The sequence below is a fragment of the Latilactobacillus sp. genome, assembly GCF_033176295.1.
Taxonomy (GTDB): domain Bacteria; phylum Bacillota; class Bacilli; order Lactobacillales; family Lactobacillaceae; genus Latilactobacillus; species Latilactobacillus sakei.
In genome coordinates this window covers 40,445-59,756 of record NZ_JAMQEX010000006.1, presented here as the reverse complement: position 1 = coordinate 59,756, position 19,312 = coordinate 40,445, and the positions used below count along the sequence as shown (strand labels likewise).

General features: G+C 40.9%; 20 protein-coding genes. 5 read left to right on the top strand and 15 right to left on the bottom strand.

The window, feature by feature from the left end:
- Positions 1–366: 366 nt before the first annotated feature.
- The 3 genes from NDN60_RS04545 to NDN60_RS04535 are packed head-to-tail and all read right to left on the bottom strand — an operon-like array spanning position 367 to position 1,946.
- A complete protein-coding gene (locus NDN60_RS04545) occupies positions 367–1,059 on the bottom strand; it encodes a 5'-methylthioadenosine/adenosylhomocysteine nucleosidase (RefSeq protein WP_011374483.1) in 693 nt (230 codons plus the stop codon).
- A gap of 42 nt (positions 1,060–1,101) precedes the next feature.
- Positions 1,102–1,392, bottom strand: coding sequence for a hypothetical protein (locus tag NDN60_RS04540; protein ID WP_011374482.1), 291 nt, complete (start codon positions 1,390–1,392; stop codon positions 1,102–1,104).
- 11 nt (positions 1,393–1,403) lie between these two features.
- Positions 1,404–1,946 (bottom strand): NUDIX hydrolase, encoded by a 543-nt coding sequence (locus tag NDN60_RS04535; RefSeq protein WP_011374481.1) that lies wholly within the window; start codon positions 1,944–1,946, stop codon positions 1,404–1,406.
- A gap of 190 nt (positions 1,947–2,136) precedes the next feature.
- Here NDN60_RS04535 and NDN60_RS04530 point away from each other — a divergent pair, with 190 nt between their 5' ends.
- The 3 genes from NDN60_RS04530 (at position 2,137) to NDN60_RS04520 (ending at position 4,954) form a co-directional block, all read left to right on the top strand.
- Complete coding sequence (locus tag NDN60_RS04530; RefSeq protein ID WP_011374480.1) at positions 2,137–2,817, top strand: 5-bromo-4-chloroindolyl phosphate hydrolysis family protein; 681 nt, start codon at positions 2,137–2,139, stop codon at positions 2,815–2,817.
- Entirely contained in the window at positions 2,817–4,013 is a 1,197-nt protein-coding gene (locus NDN60_RS04525) for a toxic anion resistance protein (RefSeq protein ID WP_061827304.1), read from the top strand. The genes NDN60_RS04530 and NDN60_RS04525 overlap by 1 nt, the downstream gene beginning before the upstream one ends.
- Positions 4,014–4,081: 68 nt before the next feature.
- Positions 4,082–4,954, top strand: coding sequence for a hypothetical protein (locus NDN60_RS04520; RefSeq protein ID WP_099947644.1), 873 nt, complete (start codon positions 4,082–4,084; stop codon positions 4,952–4,954).
- A gap of 20 nt (positions 4,955–4,974) precedes the next feature.
- Here NDN60_RS04520 and NDN60_RS04515 read toward each other — a convergent pair whose 3' ends face one another.
- The 7 genes from NDN60_RS04515 to NDN60_RS04485 form a co-directional block, all read right to left on the bottom strand.
- The gene (locus tag NDN60_RS04515) at positions 4,975–6,402 is read right to left on the bottom strand and encodes an MFS transporter (protein WP_016264963.1); all 1,428 of its coding nucleotides are present in this window, start codon (positions 6,400–6,402) and stop codon (positions 4,975–4,977) included.
- Positions 6,403–6,632: 230 nt separating this feature from the next.
- Positions 6,633–7,892 carry a tyrosine--tRNA ligase gene (gene tyrS / locus NDN60_RS04510; protein WP_011374476.1) on the bottom strand — a complete coding sequence of 420 codons (1,260 nt, stop codon included), beginning with the start codon at positions 7,890–7,892 and terminating at the stop codon, positions 6,633–6,635.
- 384 nt (positions 7,893–8,276) lie between these two features.
- The gene (locus NDN60_RS04505; protein ID WP_011374475.1) at positions 8,277–8,477 is read right to left on the bottom strand and encodes a cold-shock protein; all 201 of its coding nucleotides are present in this window, start codon (positions 8,475–8,477) and stop codon (positions 8,277–8,279) included.
- Between the two features lie 106 nt (positions 8,478–8,583).
- On the bottom strand, positions 8,584–9,624 hold the full coding sequence (locus NDN60_RS04500) for an aldose epimerase family protein (protein WP_056948372.1): 1,041 nt from the start codon (positions 9,622–9,624) through the stop codon (positions 8,584–8,586).
- Between the two features lie 45 nt (positions 9,625–9,669).
- Positions 9,670–11,166, bottom strand: a complete 1,497-nt coding sequence (gene galT / locus NDN60_RS04495; protein WP_056948370.1) for a UDP-glucose--hexose-1-phosphate uridylyltransferase — start codon at positions 11,164–11,166, stop codon at positions 9,670–9,672.
- A 10-nt stretch (positions 11,167–11,176) separates the two neighbouring features.
- Complete coding sequence (gene galE, locus NDN60_RS04490; protein WP_056948368.1) at positions 11,177–12,169, bottom strand: UDP-glucose 4-epimerase GalE; 993 nt, start codon at positions 12,167–12,169, stop codon at positions 11,177–11,179.
- Positions 12,170–12,194: 25 nt separating this feature from the next.
- On the bottom strand, positions 12,195–13,361 hold the full coding sequence (locus NDN60_RS04485; protein ID WP_056948366.1) for a galactokinase: 1,167 nt from the start codon (positions 13,359–13,361) through the stop codon (positions 12,195–12,197).
- 138 nt (positions 13,362–13,499) lie between these two features.
- On the opposite strand from NDN60_RS04485, the gene NDN60_RS04480 reads away from it, so the two are divergent.
- Complete coding sequence (locus NDN60_RS04480; RefSeq protein ID WP_016264958.1) at positions 13,500–14,492, top strand: LacI family DNA-binding transcriptional regulator; 993 nt, start codon at positions 13,500–13,502, stop codon at positions 14,490–14,492.
- 110 nt (positions 14,493–14,602) lie between these two features.
- Positions 14,603–15,457: a DNA/RNA non-specific endonuclease gene (locus NDN60_RS04475; RefSeq protein WP_025015835.1), complete on the top strand. Its 855-nt coding sequence runs from the start codon at positions 14,603–14,605 to the stop codon at positions 15,455–15,457.
- Between the two features lie 125 nt (positions 15,458–15,582).
- Here the strand turns inward: NDN60_RS04475 and NDN60_RS04470 are convergent, their stop codons facing one another.
- The 5 genes from NDN60_RS04470 to NDN60_RS04450 form a co-directional block, all read right to left on the bottom strand.
- Entirely contained in the window at positions 15,583–17,655 is a 2,073-nt protein-coding gene (locus NDN60_RS04470; protein WP_011374468.1) for a DNA topoisomerase 3, read from the bottom strand.
- A 176-nt stretch (positions 17,656–17,831) separates the two neighbouring features.
- Positions 17,832–18,035, bottom strand: coding sequence for a hypothetical protein (locus NDN60_RS04465; protein WP_143457229.1), 204 nt, complete (start codon positions 18,033–18,035; stop codon positions 17,832–17,834).
- Positions 18,036–18,061: 26 nt separating this feature from the next.
- On the bottom strand, positions 18,062–18,253 hold the full coding sequence (locus tag NDN60_RS04460) for a PTS mannose transporter subunit IIA (protein ID WP_011374466.1): 192 nt from the start codon (positions 18,251–18,253) through the stop codon (positions 18,062–18,064).
- 15 nt (positions 18,254–18,268) lie between these two features.
- A complete protein-coding gene (locus NDN60_RS04455; RefSeq protein WP_011374465.1) occupies positions 18,269–18,409 on the bottom strand; it encodes a hypothetical protein in 141 nt (46 codons plus the stop codon).
- A 320-nt stretch (positions 18,410–18,729) separates the two neighbouring features.
- Positions 18,730–19,272, bottom strand: a complete 543-nt coding sequence (locus NDN60_RS04450; protein ID WP_011374464.1) for a TetR/AcrR family transcriptional regulator — start codon at positions 19,270–19,272, stop codon at positions 18,730–18,732.
- Positions 19,273–19,312: the final 40 nt, after the last annotated feature.

Below are 19,312 nucleotides of genomic sequence, written 5' to 3'. Positions count from 1 at the left end.
TTAATGTGCTTTTCAACCCATATTCCTTTGCCTAGCGTCACAAGTCAAACGATTACTTTCAGCAACCATTCGCCTTGTTAGGCTAGTGTTCGGAATATCCCGGGTTTGAACACACTTCTTTTTTAACGTGCTTTTTGAAACTGACTCTTGCGCTTAACAACATTTGTCAAATCAGCGATTACATCGCTAATCCGCCAAATTAAGTTAATGCTCAGAGTCAACCCGTTTCAAACGCAATTCTTTCTTTAACGTGCTTTTCGAAACTGACTCTTGCGCTTAACAACATTTGTCAAATCAGCGATTGCATCGCTAATCCGCCAAATTAAGTTAATGCTCAGAGTCAACCCGTTTCAAAAGCACTCATTTTTATTTAATATTCTTCAAGAAGTTGAGGAGCATTGCTGCTGATTTTTGGCCTGCTTCTACGATGAATTCGTCAAACGTTACACCGGCATCCTCATCACCAACATCACTCATAGCACGGATAACAACGAATGGAATCCCAAATTGGGTTGCCACTTGGCCAATCGCTGCGCCTTCCATTTCACAAGAGAGGGCTTCTGGATAGATTTCCTTAATCGCTTTGATTTTATCTTGGCTGGCGATAAATTGGTCACCCGTGACGATTAAACCAACACGTGGTTGTAAGTCAACTGCTTTGGCAGCCGCTTCAATTTGTTTAACTGTGTTAGCATCCCCTTCAAAACGTTGGGGTTGTTGTGGTAATTGTCCTGGTAAATAACCAAAGGCCGTTGCTTCAGCATCATGATATGCGACTTGACTTGAAATCACAACGTCACCGATGTGTAAGCCTTCGCCAATCCCACCAGCTGAACCTGTATTGATAACAACATCTGGTTTTTCTTCGGCTAATAAAATCGCCGTTGTCATCCCAGCTTGTACTTTACCAATCCCTGATTCAACTAACGTGACTTCATGACCGTACAATTGTCCTTTATAGAAGGTATTGCCTGCCACCGTATGTTCTTGAACATCTTCTAACTTCGTTAACAATGTCCGAATTTCTTCTTCCATGGCACAAACGACACTAATTTTCATATTAATATTCTCCGTTTCCTAAAAATAATCGACTTTACTAGTTTATATGAAAAATAAGATCAAGTAAACGATTATAATTAATCCAAATGTAATCCCAATCGCCCAGTTCAAACGAGTCTTCAATCGTTTAACTGCTGGGAGATCTTCTTTTTTCTCACGCCGACGCTTCTTTTCCGGAGCGTCATCGGTCACAGCCTTGAAAGCCGCCTTTTGCTTTTGTCGGGCATATTCCCGTTCGGTTCTTAACCGTTCTTGATCGCGTTGTTTAAAAGCCGCTTCTTCCGCCTCTTTTTGTTGGCGGTAAGCTTCACGCGTACTCGGTTCATTAGCCATTGTCAGCCCTCCTATTTGCTTTGTAATTGCCAGTAGTATAGTGCCATAATCGTTTTGGCATCACAAATGAGCCCACTCTTAACGGCTGCTTGCGCTTGTGCGAGTGTTAAGCGTTCAACGTTCAAAAACTCATCATCATCTAACGGACGTTTATTAGCAACTGGGGTTAGAGCCGTCGTATAAAAGAGCGTCATTTTTTCATTAGAAAAACCTGGTGATGTAAAAAATTCAGCAATTTGTTGTAAATTAGCCGTCGTTAAGCCTGTTTCTTCATTTAATTCTCGTAAAGCAACCTTGGCCAAATCCGTTTCACCTAGATCAATTTTTCCCGCTGGAATTTCAAGCGTTTCACGTTGCATTGGTGCGCGCCATTGTCGTACCAATAATAGCTCACCATCAGCTGTGATTGGAATAATCCCAACCGCACCATGGTGATAGACAATTTCGCGACTGGCGGTTTGACCATCTGGCAAGGCAACTTGTTGAACCGCTAGATCAATCACATGCCCTTTAAAAAGTGTTTCTTCGGATAATACCTTTTCCTCATAAGACATTTAAAATTAACCACCTTTAATTAAGTTTGCATTCTTGTCAATCATTATACGCGCTTTTGAAATCGTCCGCTATCAGTACGTAAAAGTTCATTATTTGGTTGGGATTAAATATCCATCCTTAGGCTGATACCTTTTTAATGAAATTACTGTTAAAATGAACTCATCAATATAAATTTAGGAGCTGACAATAATGTTTAAAAAAATAAAAATATGGTGTATTGGCTTTCTAATTATGGCAGTTTCAATTCCAACGTTCGCAACTCTTTTTGATTTCTATGGCGATTGGGATAACTTCTTGTGGGTCGGTCTAGGTGTCTTACTCGCTGCGATCTACATGCTAATCAGTTTTAAACGCCTTAAGCAACAACCCCAATACAAAACCAATCACAAAATTTCAGATAAAATGCTGAAACACTATCAAGATGCCGGCATGAGTGATGATGAGATTGATTTCTTCAGATCAACAATGCACCAAGCCGAAATTGAAGTTCAAGCTTTGGCAACTAACATGCAAGCTCTTCCTAAATTAAAGGCGATTGATTTAAATCAAGAAACAACGCGTGTCAGTCAAGCCATGTTCCAAGCAATCGTCAAGGAACCCAAACGCTTGCACTTAGCTAGCGATTTTCTCTATCGTCACTTACCTTCAATTAATGAACTAACGCGCAAATTCATCGAGATTAGTCATCATGAAGTTAAGACGGCTGATACCTACGCTGTTTTGGATAAATCTGCCGAAGCAATCGATGCTTTGAGCCAACAAATTAAGCAAGACTACGCGACTTTTGTGGCCGATGATTTAGATGATCTCGACACTGAAATCTCAGTTGCAAAACAACAAACAACCCCTGATCACAAGGAGGAAAACTAATGACAGACGTTACCGAAAAACAAGATGATTTAATGAGTGATTTATTAAAAGACCCATTTGATCAAGCAGCCCCTGCCGTTACTGAAGAAACGGTTGAAAAAAAATCAGGTGAAGAATTACTAAACCAACTCTCACCTGAACAACAACAACAAGCCCAACAATTGGCTGAACAATTAGACGTTAACGATCAACAGGCGGTTCTCAACTACGGCGCCCAGGCCCAAAAGAAACTAGGTGCTTTTTCGCAAACAATGTTGAATCAAGTCCAAAGCCAAGAAACTGGTGAAATCGGCGACGCACTGACCTCATTGATGTATCGTCTAAACGAAGCTAACCCAGACGAATTACGGGCCGAAGACAGCAACGTTTTCAAGCGGATGTTTGGTAAGATTAAAAAATCAGTTTACGAAGTCACTGCTAAGTATCAAAAGATTGGTGCTCAAATCGACGGGATTGCGATTAAACTGGAAAAAGAAAAAGACGGTTTAATGCGCGATAACGAAACATTGGAAGGTCTATACGCTAAAAACAAAGCCTACTTTGATGCACTGAATATCTACATCGCCGCTGGTCAACTCAAGATGCAAGCGCTCGATCAAACTGAGATCCCAGCTGCTATGGCGAAAGCCGAAAATGACAACAATCAAATGGCTGTGCAAGAGGTCAATGATCTCAATCAATTTAAGAACCGGCTTGAAAAGCGGACTTATGATTTAGAGTTAGCCCGTCAAATTACGCTCCAACAAGCGCCACAAATTCGCTTAATCCAAAATACGAACCAAGCGCTCGCTGAAAAAATTCAAGCCTCAATTAACACCGCTATTCCGCTTTGGAAGAATCAAGTCGCAATCGCCTTGACCCTCCTCCGTCAAAAAGATGCGGTCACTGCACAACGCCAAGTTTCCGAAACAACTAACGATCTCTTGAAGAAAAATAGTGCGATGTTGAAGATGTCATCAATTGAAACTGCTAAGGAAAACGAACGTGGCGTCGTTGATATCGAAACCCTTCAAAAGACCCAAAACGACTTAGTCGAAACCCTTCAAGAAACCTTGAAGATTCAACAAGAAGGTCACGAAAAACGGCAAATGGCTGAAAAAGAATTAAACCACATGGAAAATGACTTACGTGATCATTTATTAGCCTACACACAAGGCCAGACAACAAATAACGCGGGTCCTAAGAATGTCAACTAAAAGCACTCAACTGAGTGCTTTTTTTATGTTATAATCAGTTTTTATGTTGGAAAGTAGGGTTCTTGTAGATGTTTAAAAAGAAAAATTGGAAAATTATTGGTCACCCCCGAGTCAGTCATTGGTTTTTATTGATCGTTCTTCTAGGCCAGATCAGTATGAGTGTCATCCGGCTGACTAGCGAATTATACACCCGTTTGATTGATCTAACTGGTAACGAAAATCTATTTTGGGATTTTCCATTCTTTGAGTGGTCCTATAGACTCGTCTGCCGTATGGCACCAAAAGGCATATTGGTATCGGATATCACGGCAGTAATATTATGTTTATTATTAGCCATTTTAATTTATCAGATAAGATGTCAAATTAACGTATCTCTCGCCTTGACGAGTTTATTGATACTTGGATTATCTGATATCACACTCACCGTAGTTGCTTTTTTCACCAACACAAGTGTTGGTATAACAGCAGTAGCATCGGTTTTTAATTCTCGAATTACTTTCATTTTAATGATTGTTTATCTCAGTCAAACCTTAATCGGTATTTGGGGCATCTGGCTTTTTACACGATTATTTATCACAAAAATGGCCTTCAAACCAATACCCTTTTCCAAACGCCATCTTTACTTAATCATTAATTTATGGGGTTTAATTCTAAGTAACTACTTAGAACTCAGAGCACCATCAGAACCAACGTTTAACCTATTTTACTTCATCACACTCTTTTTCATATTCGCCCTAATGATAGGGGTTTTCATCAATCTTAAACCTGCTCAAACCGTACGACAAAAAGACTACTTAATCCTTTTATTAGTGCTTCTTGTCGGATTGCCGCTCCAGCGGTATCATTTTCAGTTCAGTAACGTTCTGATTATCATAACGCTCGCACAGTATTTGATTAAGAGCCGCCAAATTTCAGCTAACGAAAAAGCCATCAATTCCTAAAAGAATTGATGGCTTTTATTTTAATGACGATGTTTCAACATTCGCCAACCTGTTAAGGCTGTCGCAATCAAGCAAATAACCAAGGCGACCATGAAAGCATCGTGCATCCCGGCAATGAAGACGTCCGCGTGACCTGGAATGTACCCCGTTACTTTTTGACCGTAATTACGACTCATTGCGGCGTACAAGACTGTTGTCGATAGTGAAATTCCAAAGACCATGCCTAAGTTACGCGCTAAGGCGTTAATCCCACCGGCGACCCCCAAGTCTTGAACCCCAACTGAACTCATGACGATCGTGTTATTGGGCGCTTGGAAAATCCCATTGCCCAGTCCGACTAAACCGACGAAGAACATGAATAACCAAATTGGCGTTTGTAAATTCATCAACATATAACCGACTTGGCTAATTGAGATTAAAATCAAGCCGACAAAAGTTAATAGCTCTGGGCCAATTTTATCTGAAATACTACCAGCAATCGGTGCTACAACCACTTGCACAATTGGGAAAATCATTAAACTATAACCGGCCAAATTAGGCGCTAAACCCAATGCATTTTCCAAATAGAATGGTGAAATGACGTTGAAGAAGAAATTAACGATAAAAATTAAGAATGCACATAATAAACTCAAGCTAAAATCAACATTTTTGAATAATCTAAATGATAATAAGGGCTGTTCAACATGTTGTTCGATCCAAACAAAAATCCCGGCACTGATCAAGGCTACCACAAAAGCCGTTAAAATGATTGGTGATGTAAAGCCAATTTGTTGGCCGATAAAAATGCCAAGGAACAAGCTGACAATCAAGGCCGCAAAACTGACAAATCCGGCATAATCAATTTTTTCATGCGTTTTAATAATATCTTTTGGTAAAATAAAATGCCCAAAAATAATTGTTAAAATACCAATTGGCACGTTAATCCAGAAAATATAGCCCCAACTAAAGTGCGCGAGGATTAAACCACCGATCCCGGGACCCGCGATACTGCCTAAAGCCACAAATGAACCGGTTAACCCTAATGCTCGGCCTCGTTCTTTTAATGGGAAAACTTCGGTGATAATCCCATTATTATTACTCATTGTCATTGAAGCCCCTAGCGCTTGAACGACCCGCGCACCAAGTAACAATGGTAGGCCACCGTTAAACCCACATAGTAATGAGCCCAATACGAAAAGAAGAGTCCCAATCTTGAAAACTTTAACTTTCCCGAAGGCATCGCCAACTTTACCAAATAATAGCAGTAGTGCACAAATCATAATCAGATAAATCGAGACGATCCATTCTGATTGATTCATCGGAATTTTCAAATCCCGACTCATGACAGGTAACGCAATATTGACGATACTCCCATCGAGGGTGGCCATGAAGGTAAAAAGCCCCACCGCCGTTAATATCCGCCAACGATTCTTTTGAACCTGCGGATTATCTGCATAACTTAACGCCATCTGTAAGTCACTTTCTTTCTTTTCAATTTATTTAATAATAAGTATACCCTTCTTTCAGAAAATTAAATATAAAAAATCACCCCCAAACGCTCGAAAAGAGGGTTGGGGGTGATTTTTAACGTGCTCTTCAAACCATACTTCTGCGGTTAGCTACGTCCCGCAAACAATCGACTGCGTCGCTCATTCACGAGACTAGGCTAGTCCTCGAAGTATACCCAGTTTGAACGCACTTATTTTACTCTTGCCAAGAAATATTTTTTCTTGCCGCGACGGACAATGACAAATTTACCTTCGAAGTTTTCGCTTGGGTCAATTTCAAGTGTTGTTTCGCGGAGACGGTCACCGTTAATTGTGATGGCCCCATTTTGCACATCTTCACGTGCTTGCCGTTTTGATGATTCAATTCCAGCATCCACTAAGAAATCAACGATGTTTTTCTTTTCAGCTGTGATTTCAACTGTTGGTGCTTTTTGGAAAGCTTGTTCTGCTTCTTTGACATCTAAGGCTTTGATATCACCTGAGAAAAGCACTTCCGTAATCTTTTGGGCACCTTCTAATTCAGCTTGGCCGTGAACAAAACGTGTCACTTCTTCAGCTAAACGACGTTGTGCTTCACGTTTTTCAGGGGCTGTTTCAACTGTTTTAGCGAGTTCGTTAATTTCAGCTTCATCTAAGAAAGTGAAGTATTTCAAGTATTTAACAACATCGCGGTCATCTTGGTTTAACCAGAATTGGTAGAATTCGTATGGTGTTGTCTTTTCAGGATCTAACCAGATGGCACCGCCAGCTGTCTTACCAAACTTCGTCCCGTCAGCCTTGAGCATCAATGGAATTGTTAAGCCGTAGACTTCTGTTTCGCTACCTTCAATTTTATGAATCATATCGATCCCTGAAGTAATATTACCCCATTGATCAGCACCACCGATTTGTAGTTGCACATCGTGTGCTTTGTAAAGGTGCATGAAATCGACTGATTGTAAGATTTGGTATGTGAATTCAGTAAATGAAATCCCAACGTCTAAACGACTAGCAACCACGTCTTTAGCCAACATTGTGTTGATGTTGAATAACTTACCGTAATCACGTAAGAAATCTAACAATGAAATTTTTGATAACCAGTCGTAGTTGTTAACCATTGAAACGTTGGCATCTTCGCCGAATAAACGTTTCATTTGGCCTGATAAAGCTTCAACGTTATGTTGAACCATTTCCATTGTTTGGAGTTGACGTTCTGATTTACGACCACTTGGATCACCGATTGAACCTGTTCCGCCACCGATAACGATGTATGGGTGATGGCCAGCCAACTGGAAGCGTTTCATCATCATGAAGGGAATTAAATGCCCGATATGCATACTATCGCCAGTAGGATCAACCCCACAGTATAATGAGATACTCTTCTTTTCAGTTAATTCACGTAAACCGTCAGCATCTGTTTGTTGGTTAATTGCGTCGCGCCATGTTAATTCATCAATAATATTCTTTTGCATTTGAAACCCTCCTAATATAATAAAAAAAGTCCCCATAATCCTCGTGAGAAGATTATAGGGACGACTTAAAATTTAAGTTCGCGGTACCACCCGAATTATGCCAGTTGCCTAGCATCACTCATTGATTGGTACGTCAATCACACGTCTGACCACTTAGCGCATTGTAATTCGATTCTAAGCATATACTGGTTCCCAGCAATCCCAGCTCTCTGGTATAGCGGCTTATTCTCTACTCATTACGCGGTCATTGATATTTAACTATGGTTATACGTTAATCGATTTAACACCGCTTGTCAATCTAATTATCATCAATCTATTAAAAAGAAGGTCCACAGACTAATCAGTCCGGCACCTTCTTCAAAGTATTATTAATCTTTTTTAAGATTATAGTTTTTTAACGTTAGCAGCTTGTGCACCACGTGTACCTTCAACGATGTCGAATTCTACGGCTTGGCCTTCTTCTAATGATTTGAAGCCTTCGTCTTGGATAGCACTGAAATGTACGAAGATATCGTCTTGGCCTTCAACTGAGATAAAGCCAAAACCTTTTTCATTGTTAAACCATTTTACTGTTCCTTTTTCCATGATGTTACTCCTTTAAAATACACTATATTATCTAGCCAACCGTATTGGTCTTCTAAACAAGTTCATTATACGTGATTTTGTAACCGCACGCAATCAGAAACTCTGATTAATTTAACTTGTAACATGTTTGCCGATGGTACTGTTCATTGGCCTTTAAAATAACATTGCCAAAGTCCGCATGATGAATCGCATCCGGCATCATTTGGGCTTCAATTGCGACCGCTTCGTGCGGTTGAATCGCTTTATCAGTCAAGTTTGGTTCGCTCCCGAAACCGTTGGCAGTGTAGATGACAATTGCATTACCTTCCGTATTAATCGTTAGCGAGCGACCACTAGTTGGTTCGATTAAAACCGCATCATTTCGATCAGCATTTTTATTTAATAAGAATGGATGATCGTAGCCATTTACCAATTTATTTTGTGTTTCTTGACTAGCAAAAGCATCAGCGATTGCACGTGGTTGCCGTAAATCGAAAACAGTTTGATCAACTGGCAATAATTGCCCGGTTGGTAGACCATCTGGTTGAATTTCGCCGAAACGATCACTGTCGATTTGCAATTGATGACCGTCAACTAATTGATCGAAGTCCCCTGTTAAGTTTAAATAAACGTGACAAGTTGGGTTGAAAAGCGTTGTTTGATCAGATGTTGCTTGGTAATCAACCAACCATTCATTCTTTTCATTCAAGGTATAAGTCGTCGCAACTGACAGGTTTCCTGGGAAGCCATTGGCACCGTCAGGACTTGTTAATTTAAAAGTAACGCTAATTGCGTCGGCTTGTTCTTCAACGCTTGCTTGCCAAACTTGAGATTCAAAGCTATTAGGACCACCATGATTGGTGTTTTCGCCGTTATTAAGTGGTAATTGATAATCGTGGCCGTCTAATGTGAAGGCCCCCTTACCAATTCGACCGGCTACCCGACCAACAGTCGCGCCAAAGTAAGCTTCTTGTTTGAGATAATCCGCTAAATTATCGTAACCGATCACCACATTTTTAAATTGTCCCGCCTTATCGGGCATCACTAAATTCGTGATGGTTGCCCCATAATCGATAACTGCTAATTGATAGCCCTGACTATTTTCTAACCAATGTTGCCAAACAGTCTGACCATTAATCGTCCCAAATTCCTGACGCCAATATTTCATGACTTGACCTCCAATTGATTTTTAACAGGTTGTCAGCAACACTTTTTAGGCATTGTTGACACGCTCTGTAAATTTGATAAATGCTGCTTGTCCTTTTGCATCGCGCTTGAAGACACCTGCATCTTCTAAAACACGCATGAAGACTTTACCGACTTCATTTTGAACCAATGCCGTAACATTGGCTGGTGTGACTGCTGAATGATCAGCCTTGATTTGGTCGGCCCATGTTTTGTGATAAGCGGCCATTTCATTTGGTTGATCACAGAGGTATTTTTCAACTTCTGCCATTTCAGACTTCAAACGTGGTGGTAGAATCGCTAAGCCCATGACTTCGATTAAACCAATATTTTCTTTTTTAATATGTTGGACATCTGCGTGTGGATGATAAATACCATCTGGATGTTCTGGCGATGTTTGATTGTCACGTAAGACCAAATCAATTTCATATTGATCCCCACGCATTCTCGCAATCGGTGTAATAGTGTGATGCGGTGTCCCGTCTGCTTCTTGCGCTAAGACTTGGACTTCTGGATCACTGTAGTGTTGCCACTTAGTCAGAATGTCAGCAGCAAGTGTTTCAATGCGTTTAGCATCACTGCCTGTCAAACGAATCACCGACATTGGCCAATCAACAATTCCGGCTTGAATATCATCATAACCCGCAAATTGAAGTGGTGTGCTGATTGGCGCTTTGGCCATTGGAAAATCATGCCGGCCACCTTGATAATGTTCATGCGTTAAAATTGAGCCCCCTACGATAGGCAAATCAGCGTTACTCCCGGCAAAGTAGCCAGGGAACTGTTTAACAATTTGTAGTAGGTTTTTAAACGTGGTTTGATCAATCACCATTGGTTCGTGTTTGCCATCCAAGAAGATTGAATGTTCATTGAAATAAGCATATGGCGAATATTGGAAGCCCCATGTTTGTTGTTCTAAATCAAAGCGCACAATTCGATGGTTACGCCGCGCTGGGAAATCCAACCGACCCGCATACCCTTCATTTTCTAAACAAAGTTGGCATTTAGGATAACCCGTTTGCTTCATTGTTTTAGCTAACGCAATTTGCTTAGGATCTTTTTCAGGTTTTGAAAGGTTAATCGTAATTTCTAAATCGCCATATTTAGTGGGTACATCATAAGCGATATTCTTCGCGATTGCGGCAACCTTGATATAATCGTTGGCTTGGCTTAATTCGTAGAAATAAGCCAACGCCTTTTCTGGGTCCTTTTCGTATAACGTCCAAAAACGCTTGTTAACGGCACTTGGCAATGGTGTCACCAAATCCATCAACTTAGCGCCCAAAATATCGCGTTCAGCCGCTAAATCTTGAATCCGCTGATGGTCAACTGCCAATTGGACCAACGCTTCTTTCAAGTCAATCAAAGTTGTCGTCTCTTGTGCAACAACTGGTGTCTCATCACCTTCGCCAACTAAGTCGAGGACAACGTTAAATAAATATTGTTCATCTTCAGCCGTATAAGTTGTTTCTGGAAAAGTGCTGACTTTTGTAATAAACTTTTGAATCAATTCTCTTGCTTGCATATTCTTTCCTCTACCGATCTGCATAACCATTAGGATGGTTTAAGTGCCAATTCCATGCGGTTTCAATAATTGCTTCCATATTGTCATATTTAGGGACCCAGCCAAGCGTTTCACGCGCTTTGTCACTTGCGGCAATCAATGTGCTTGGATCACCGGCACGACGAGGAGCCATTGTCACAGGAATTGCCTTGCCAGTCACTTTACGAGCAGCTTCGACAATTTCCATATTTGAAAAGCCAGTTGATGAGCCCAAGTTAAAGGCGTTGCTATCATGGCCGTCTTTGAGATATTCAAAGGCCAAGATGTGCGCATCCGCTAAATCTAATACGTGTACGTAATCGCGGACGTTTGTCCCATCTGGCGTATCGTAGTCGTCACCAAAGATTGATAATTGATCACGTTTACCAGCAGCGACTTGCAATACGATTGGTAACAAGTGCGTTTCTGGATGATGATCTTCACCAATTGACCCATCTGGTTTGGCACCAACAACGTTGAAATAGCGTAAGGCGACAAATTTGATGCCGTAAGCTTTATCGGCCCACTTCATCATTGTTTCCATCATCAACTTACTCTCACCGTAAGGATTGGTTGGTACTTGTGGGTCGGATTCCTTAATTGGAATTGCCTTAGGTTCCCCATAAGTCGCCGCCGTTGATGAAAAGACGATCCGTTTAACGCCGAATTCGTTCATCACTTCAAGTAACGCCGTCATCCCATAAGTATTGTTGTCAAAATATTTTAATGGCGATTGCATTGATTCTGGCACGATTGAAAAGGCAGCAAAGTGAATGACACCACTAACGTCTTCTTGTTGGAAAACGTTGCGCATAAATTCTTTATCGCGTACGTCACCCTTATAAAAACGGGCTTTGGCGTTAATCGCTGCCTTATGTCCCGTAACTAAATTATCGACAACTGCGACGTCATAACCGCGTTCAATTAATTGATCAACTGTATGGGAACCGATATACCCGGCACCGCCTAATACTAGAATTGACATATTGAAACCCCTCCTAATTTAATGATTAACCTAACTTCTTAGCACCGTCTGCGATTTCTGCGACATAGAAGCTTGGGGCATAACCAATTTTATCTGTATAAGCCTTAGCAACATTTTCTTCAAAATTATCAACTTGGTCTTTTGCAACAATCGCAATGGCACAACCGCCAAAGCCAGCACCAGTCATCCGAGCGCCTAAGACGCCAGGTTGTTGCCAAGCTGATTGAACTAATGTATCTAATTCAATCCCTGTTACTTCATAATCAAATTGTAATGACACGTGTGATGCGTTCACTAACTTACCGAAGCGTTCAAGGTCATTGTTCTTGAGGGCTTCTCTAGCCTTCATTGTCCGTTGGTTTTCAGATACAGCATGGCGAGCACGTTTTAATAGGTTTTCGTCTTGTAACATGTATGTTTGTAGATCAAATGTTTCGTTATCTAAATCACCTAATGAGTTGATATCATTCTTAGTTTGTAAAATCGCTAATGCTTTTTCACATTCACTACGACGTTCGTTATATTTAGAATCAGCTAATTCACGACGTTTGTTAGTGTTCATGATGATGATCACGTTGTCTTGTAAGTCGATTGGGACCAAATCATAATCCAAGGTGTTGGTATCAAGTAAAATAGCGTGGTTAGCCTTGCTCATCCCAACTGCGAATTGATCCATGATACCTGAGTTAACACCGATAAATTTATTTTCAACCATCATCCCTGTTTTAACAAGGTCCACACGGTCGATATCTAAGTTGAATTGGTCTTCTAAAATAACACCCATTAATAATTCGATTGAAGCTGACGATGATAAACCAGCACCATTGGGAATATTACCTTTTAAATAAATATCCAAACCATGATCGATTGTATAACCTTGTTCTTGTAAGTAAACAATCATGCCTTTAGGATAGTTGGCCCAGTTGTGTGCTTTTTGATATGATAAATCGCTAAGGTCAAATGAAATGACACCGGCATCTTCGAAGTTGCCTGATAAAAGATTGATTGTTTGGTCTTCACGTTTAGCAACGACTGCGTATGTCCCTAATGTGATTGCTGTTGGGAAAACGTGTCCGCCGTTATAATCTGTATGTTCACCAATTAAGTTGATCCGACCAGGGGCAAAGTAACTTGCTTCAGGTTCCTTGTTGTAGGCTGCTTTAAATGCGGTATTCAATTCTGTCATGTTCATAGTAAATTCCTCCTTTATTAATCGCTTTCATTTTACTAAACATTTACTAAAAAATCAAACTATTTTTTTAACGCGCGCATTATTTTCGGGTAGTATGCTAAACTAGATAGTAGTAAACACTGAATTGAGAGGTGCACCTTGGCAACTATTAAAGATATCGCACAATTAGCTAAAGTTTCAAACGCAACTGTCTCCCGGGTTTTAAATTACGATCAGTCCCTTTCTGTGAGTGATGAAACCCGCCAACGCATTTTTGAAGCTGCTGAAAGCCTTAGCTACACTAAAAATACTAAAAAAAATAATAACCATCGGGGCCGCATCGCCATTGTCGAATGGTATACCGCTACAGAAGAATTGGAAGACCTCTACTACCTATCAATTCGCCTGGGCGTTGAAAAGAAGCTGCAAGAACTCGGTTTTGAAGTCACTCGTTTTTTTCAAAACGATCCTTTCGATACCCTTTTTGATGCCGCGGGTGTCATTGTCATCGGTAAATACAGCTTGGGTCAGATTACCCGTTTAAAGAAATTAAACCGCAATCTCGTCTTTATTGATATGAATACCTTAGACTACGAGATTAGTTGTGTCATGACCGATTTCAAAACACCGGTCAAAGCAGTTGTCGATCATTTTATGGCGAGTGGTTTAACGAAAATCGGGATGTTAACAGGCCAAGAAAGCACGTCCGACAATGTTAAATTGGGCACCGACCCCCGCTCAACCCACTTCAAACATTATCTTAAAAAGCAAAACAACTTCCATCCCGAATGGCTACTTACCGGCGATTTCACACCGGAATCTGGTTACCAGCTCATTACACAGTTACTTCATGAACAGGCCGATAACTTACCAGAAGCACTCTTCATCGCTAACGACGCCATGGCGGTTGGCGCACTGCGCGCCCTTCACGAAGCAGCCATCAAAGTGCCTGAGCAACTCAGTTTGATTAGCTTTAATGACACGTCAATCTGCCAATACACGTTCCCAACACTCAGCTCGGTCAAGGTCTACACCGAACGAATGGGCCAATCAGCAGCTGAATTATTAATTAAGCAACTCGACGCGGAACAAGTCATTCCACAAGTCATTACGATTGGGACGTCACTAACATTGCGTAATAGTTCAAAATAATGAGTATGGGGCTGGGACAAAAGTAAATTTTGTCCCAGCCCTTTTTTACCATATCTTATTCCCATTCCACGGTATAATAGTAAAATCAGATAATGTTAGGAGTCACTATTTTGAAAACGAAAAAAATGCGTCGGCTATTATTAACCGTCGCCATCCTTGCGATTGGTTATTTGGGTGGTCGCAATAATATCCTGCAAGATATCACCCAGAAAATCCCCGCCATTACACAATCCACCATACAACAGGCGCAAGTCAGTCCCGATTATCAGGCAATTGCTAACCGCGACTTTGAAAATGGCAGCGCCGCTTATCTTGCCATCAACAACGACAAAAGCCAGTTGACTAGTGCAGATTGGACCAGCGAAAAAATCGATTACGGCCAATTAGATCAACTCAATCGAACCACTTCGGCAACAGCCTATCTGTCTTCCCGCAACCTAGGGAAATCTGAAGGGCGCTCACGCCAAGTTTGGAATCCGACTGGTTGGCATAATCAACCACTGGTCGTCAACGGTCGCCGCATCACACCTCAAAACCGTGGCCACCTGATTGCTTACACCATTAGTTTTAATTTTGATCAAAATGGTCACTTTCAATCGGGGCAGCCAGGTAGTTTAGATAATCCGTTAAACCTGGCGACTCAAACCGAATATAGTAATCAAAAGACAATGCAGATTTTCGAAGAAAAGGTCCGTAACGCACTGGCCGCTAATAAAAAAGTAATCTATAAAGTGACAACCGTCTTTCGTGGTAATGAATTAATGCCCCGCGGTTACTGGGTCCAAGCCATCTCGACAGATGGCACCCTTAATTTCAACGATTATGTCTGGAACATCGAACCCGGCGTCGCCTTTGACTACGCAACCGGTCGTTCTCACTTAGATGCCAACATTCAAGTAAAAGATAATCATCCGATTGTAAAAGGGACAGAAAATACCGTCAATAATATCAAAAATCGATTCTAAAAAAGAAGCAGCCACGGTTAGGTTTTCTAACGGGGACTGCTTCTTTTTATAAATTGAAATAATACTAATTTATATACGAGTTATGTTTATATTCAAATATTAACCGCATACTTTTTTTGAATCCGTTATTTCTCCATTGCCTTGCGCAATGCTGCTGCTAGTGGACTTTCAGCTGGCTCTTCTTCTTGGTTTACTTTTTGAATTAGGCGGCGTTCTTCATGTTTTGAAATTTTCTTCTTACAATCTTTTTTATCGAGCATTTTTTCTGTCGTTCCATCATTCAAGCAACGGAAATAAGCACCGGCTTGTCCTTCAATGATGACCATTTTCTTATGACATTGTGGGCACCGATGGTTGGAAACTTTGGGATCTTTACGACGCCGATAATGACAGTTTGTGCAGACGTAAACCTTGCCGTCACGCGTATTACGCTCCTTCAACGGATGGTCACATTCTGGACATTTCTTGTTGGTAATCGCGAAATCGTGATATTCAGTTTCACTCTTTTTAATCTCAGAAACCAAGGTCTTAGTGGCCGCTTCGATTTCAGTGATGAACGCTTTTTGATTTTCTTGACCACGCGCAATCGCCTCTAATGAATTCTCCCATTTACCGGTCAATTCTGGTGAGACCAATGTTTTATTAACCAATTTCAACAGTTGTTGCCCCTTAGGTGTCACTGCTAAGGAATGGCCACGGCGTTCTAAGAGTTCACTACGCACCAATTTTTCGATAATTTCGGCCCGCGTTGCTGGTGTGCCCAAGCCATAGTGTTCCATCTTACCTAATAAGGTCCCTTCAGTTAAGGGTTTCGGCGCTGATGTTAATTGTTCCTTAATTGAAAAGTCAGCAGGCACCACTGCGCCTTCTTGCCAATCAACACTTGTAGTTGGTGTTTCTTTTGAATCCGCGTGCCAACCTTGTTGAACGACTTTAGTTTGTTTGAAGGTAAAGGTGTGATCACCAAACTGAACAGTCGCTTTTGTAACGGCTGTGACATATTGATCCGCAAACAAGCCCATAAAGCGTTCGACAATTAAACGGTACATCCGCAATTCATCGGTAGATAATTTTTCAGCTCTGACTGGTTCTTCGGTTGGAATTAAGGCGTAGTGATCAGTGACCTTTCGATCGTTGAAAACAGCCGGTTGTTTCACTTTAGCGCCCTGCCCTAAGTATTGTTTGGCGCGCGGATCAAACTTCACTAAGGCCGATAAACGTTCCTTCAATGTGCCTTCAATATCTGTTGAAAGATATTTAGAATCCGTCCGCGGATAACTAACAACTTTATGAATTTCATATAATGATTGAATCAATGACAACGTCTTTTTAGCCGACAAGCCGTACATCGCATTGGCAACTTGTTGTAATTCCGTCAAATCATAAGGCAGTGGTGCAGCTTGTGATTTTTGGCTCGTCTTGACACTACCCACTTTACCTTGTGCCTGCTTCAATTTAGCGACTAGCGTTTCGGCTTGCGCACGGTCTTTTAAGCCCTGTGGTTTAGCCATTTGGAGCGTGGCTTGTTCTTGGCCAACTTTCAATTGAATTGTGTAATATTTTTCAGGTTTAAAACGACTGATTTGTTGCGCTGTTTCGTTCACAAAAGCCAATGTTGGTGTTTGAACCCGCCCTGCTGACAAATTATCTTCATATTTCGTCGTTAAGGCCCGCGTGACGTTCAAGCCAATCAACCAATCCGCATGGCCCCGCGCAAGCGCTGAAGCGTACAAATTATCAAACTGCTTAGCTGGTTTCAGATTGGCAAAACCGTCTTTAATCGCCTTGGTCGTTTGTGATGAAATCCAAAGTCGTTCGACTGGCTTATCAAATTTAATCCATTCCAAAATATAACGGGCAACAGCTTCCCCTTCACGGCCAGAATCAGTCGCAATGACTGCCCCTGAAATATCCTGACGATGCGCCAAATGGCTGATAGCCTTTAATTGCCCACCCGTTTTAGGAAGTGGTTTAAGCCCGATATGCTTAGGAATGATTGGTAAATCTTCTAAACGCCATTGTTGCCACTCTTTTTTAATATCTTCCGGTAATTGTAATGATAAAAGATGACCAAACGCCCATGTAATTACGTATTGATCGCCTTCAAAATAGGTTTTAGTTTTCTGATTAGTACCGAGAACCTTGGCAAGCTCTTTAGCAACGCTCGGTTTTTCAGTAATGACTAGTTTTTTACGCATTTAAATTCCTCTTAATGAATTGCTCAGATTAGTTACTGACTATTAGTATAACGCATATGGGAAGGGGAATGAACTATAAGCTAATGAGAACAGATTAAAGTTTTACTTTGTATTGACATATCAAAAAAGAGCAAGCCCCTCATCTTTTCCAGATGTTTGGCTTGCTCTTTTTAGTTTTATTCATCGTCTTCAGTCTGGTTACTGAGTTGTTGTTTCACATCATAGGTATTACAAATAGCCGTTTTAATCACTTGTGACATTTGATAATCTGCCTGACCAAGATTTAAATAAAGCTCTAAAATCATTGGTAAGTTCAAACTGGCTAAAATTGTGATGCGCTCATCTGTTAAATAGCGTTCTAGTACGACATTACATGGCATCCCGCCTGGTAAATCAACAACGATTATCACTTCTTGTGCATCTGGTCTTGTGCATCTGGTTTAAGCGCAACTTCAATTTGATCACCTAATAACGTCTTACTAATTTCACAATCGAAGGTGATGGCCGTTACATTATCATGCCCGCCGGCAATCATATCTAAACTCGTTAAATAACTTTTGGCCAAATCACCATGACTGACTAATATCAATTGTCTCATTCGCTAATCATCCTTTTATCTGTAAGTTCTAACGGCCTTGGTCCGTTCTGTTTGATCCGTAGTTGTTTTTTGATTAGCTGTATCGGCTAATACGGTCCCCGTGTTTAGTGTACTTAAAACCATACTCGATAATAAAATTGTCTGATAGGCTTTCATAATTTACTCCTCCATTGTTATCACAATACTCAAGATTTTTTTATTATAGCATTCAAAAATGCTTAACAGAGGCCTTTACACGGGTAAAAGAGTCAGTCTAATAACAGTCAATCAAACGACTATAAATCAATTTTTCGTTCAATCATATTGCAACGTAACTATCATAAAAAGCCCGACCAATTGGTCGAGCTTTCCATGATGGTTGTTGCGTTTCCCTTTATTTTGGTACACTCTTAGTTTACCAAATCATGATTTCATCACCACTGACAAACACGCCGTCTTGTTCTAATCCCGAACAAAACGCTTCATTTGTACAGTTGTTATTTCATCAGCCGTTCGATTTGACGTAAATTAAAACAGACGCGCACATCAACGGCCTCGCCAGATTCTTTTAAATTACCTTCAAACCAACGATCAATTTGGTTAATGAGTGCCCCACTGTAAAAGATCTCAAAGTCTTTCAACTCCGAATCAGTATAGTGTGGTCGATATTTTTCAAGTACTTGTTTAAAGACAGCCGTTGTGAAGGATTCAAAGAAAGCACAACGCAGCATTTCATCCGAGAAACGATAGAGATTTAAACAAAATTCAGGATAACGCATAATGAATTGGACCATCTCGTGACAGCCCTCTTCCCAGTGGCCGGCGCAAATCGCCTGCCTCACCAGTGCTAGTACCTCTTGCTCTAATGTCCATCTAAACAGACCACACATCCCATTTGGAAAATGATAATAAAAGGTCGTTCGTGAGACCTCTGCCTGTTCTAAAAACTCAGCGACGGTTAATTTTCGTTGCCGTTTCTTTGATAATAATTGCATTAAAATTAATGCCATATGTTGCTTCATAACTTGTCCTTTCCTCATTTACCCACCCCTTCTTAATTTTTCCTCTTCTAGTTTATCA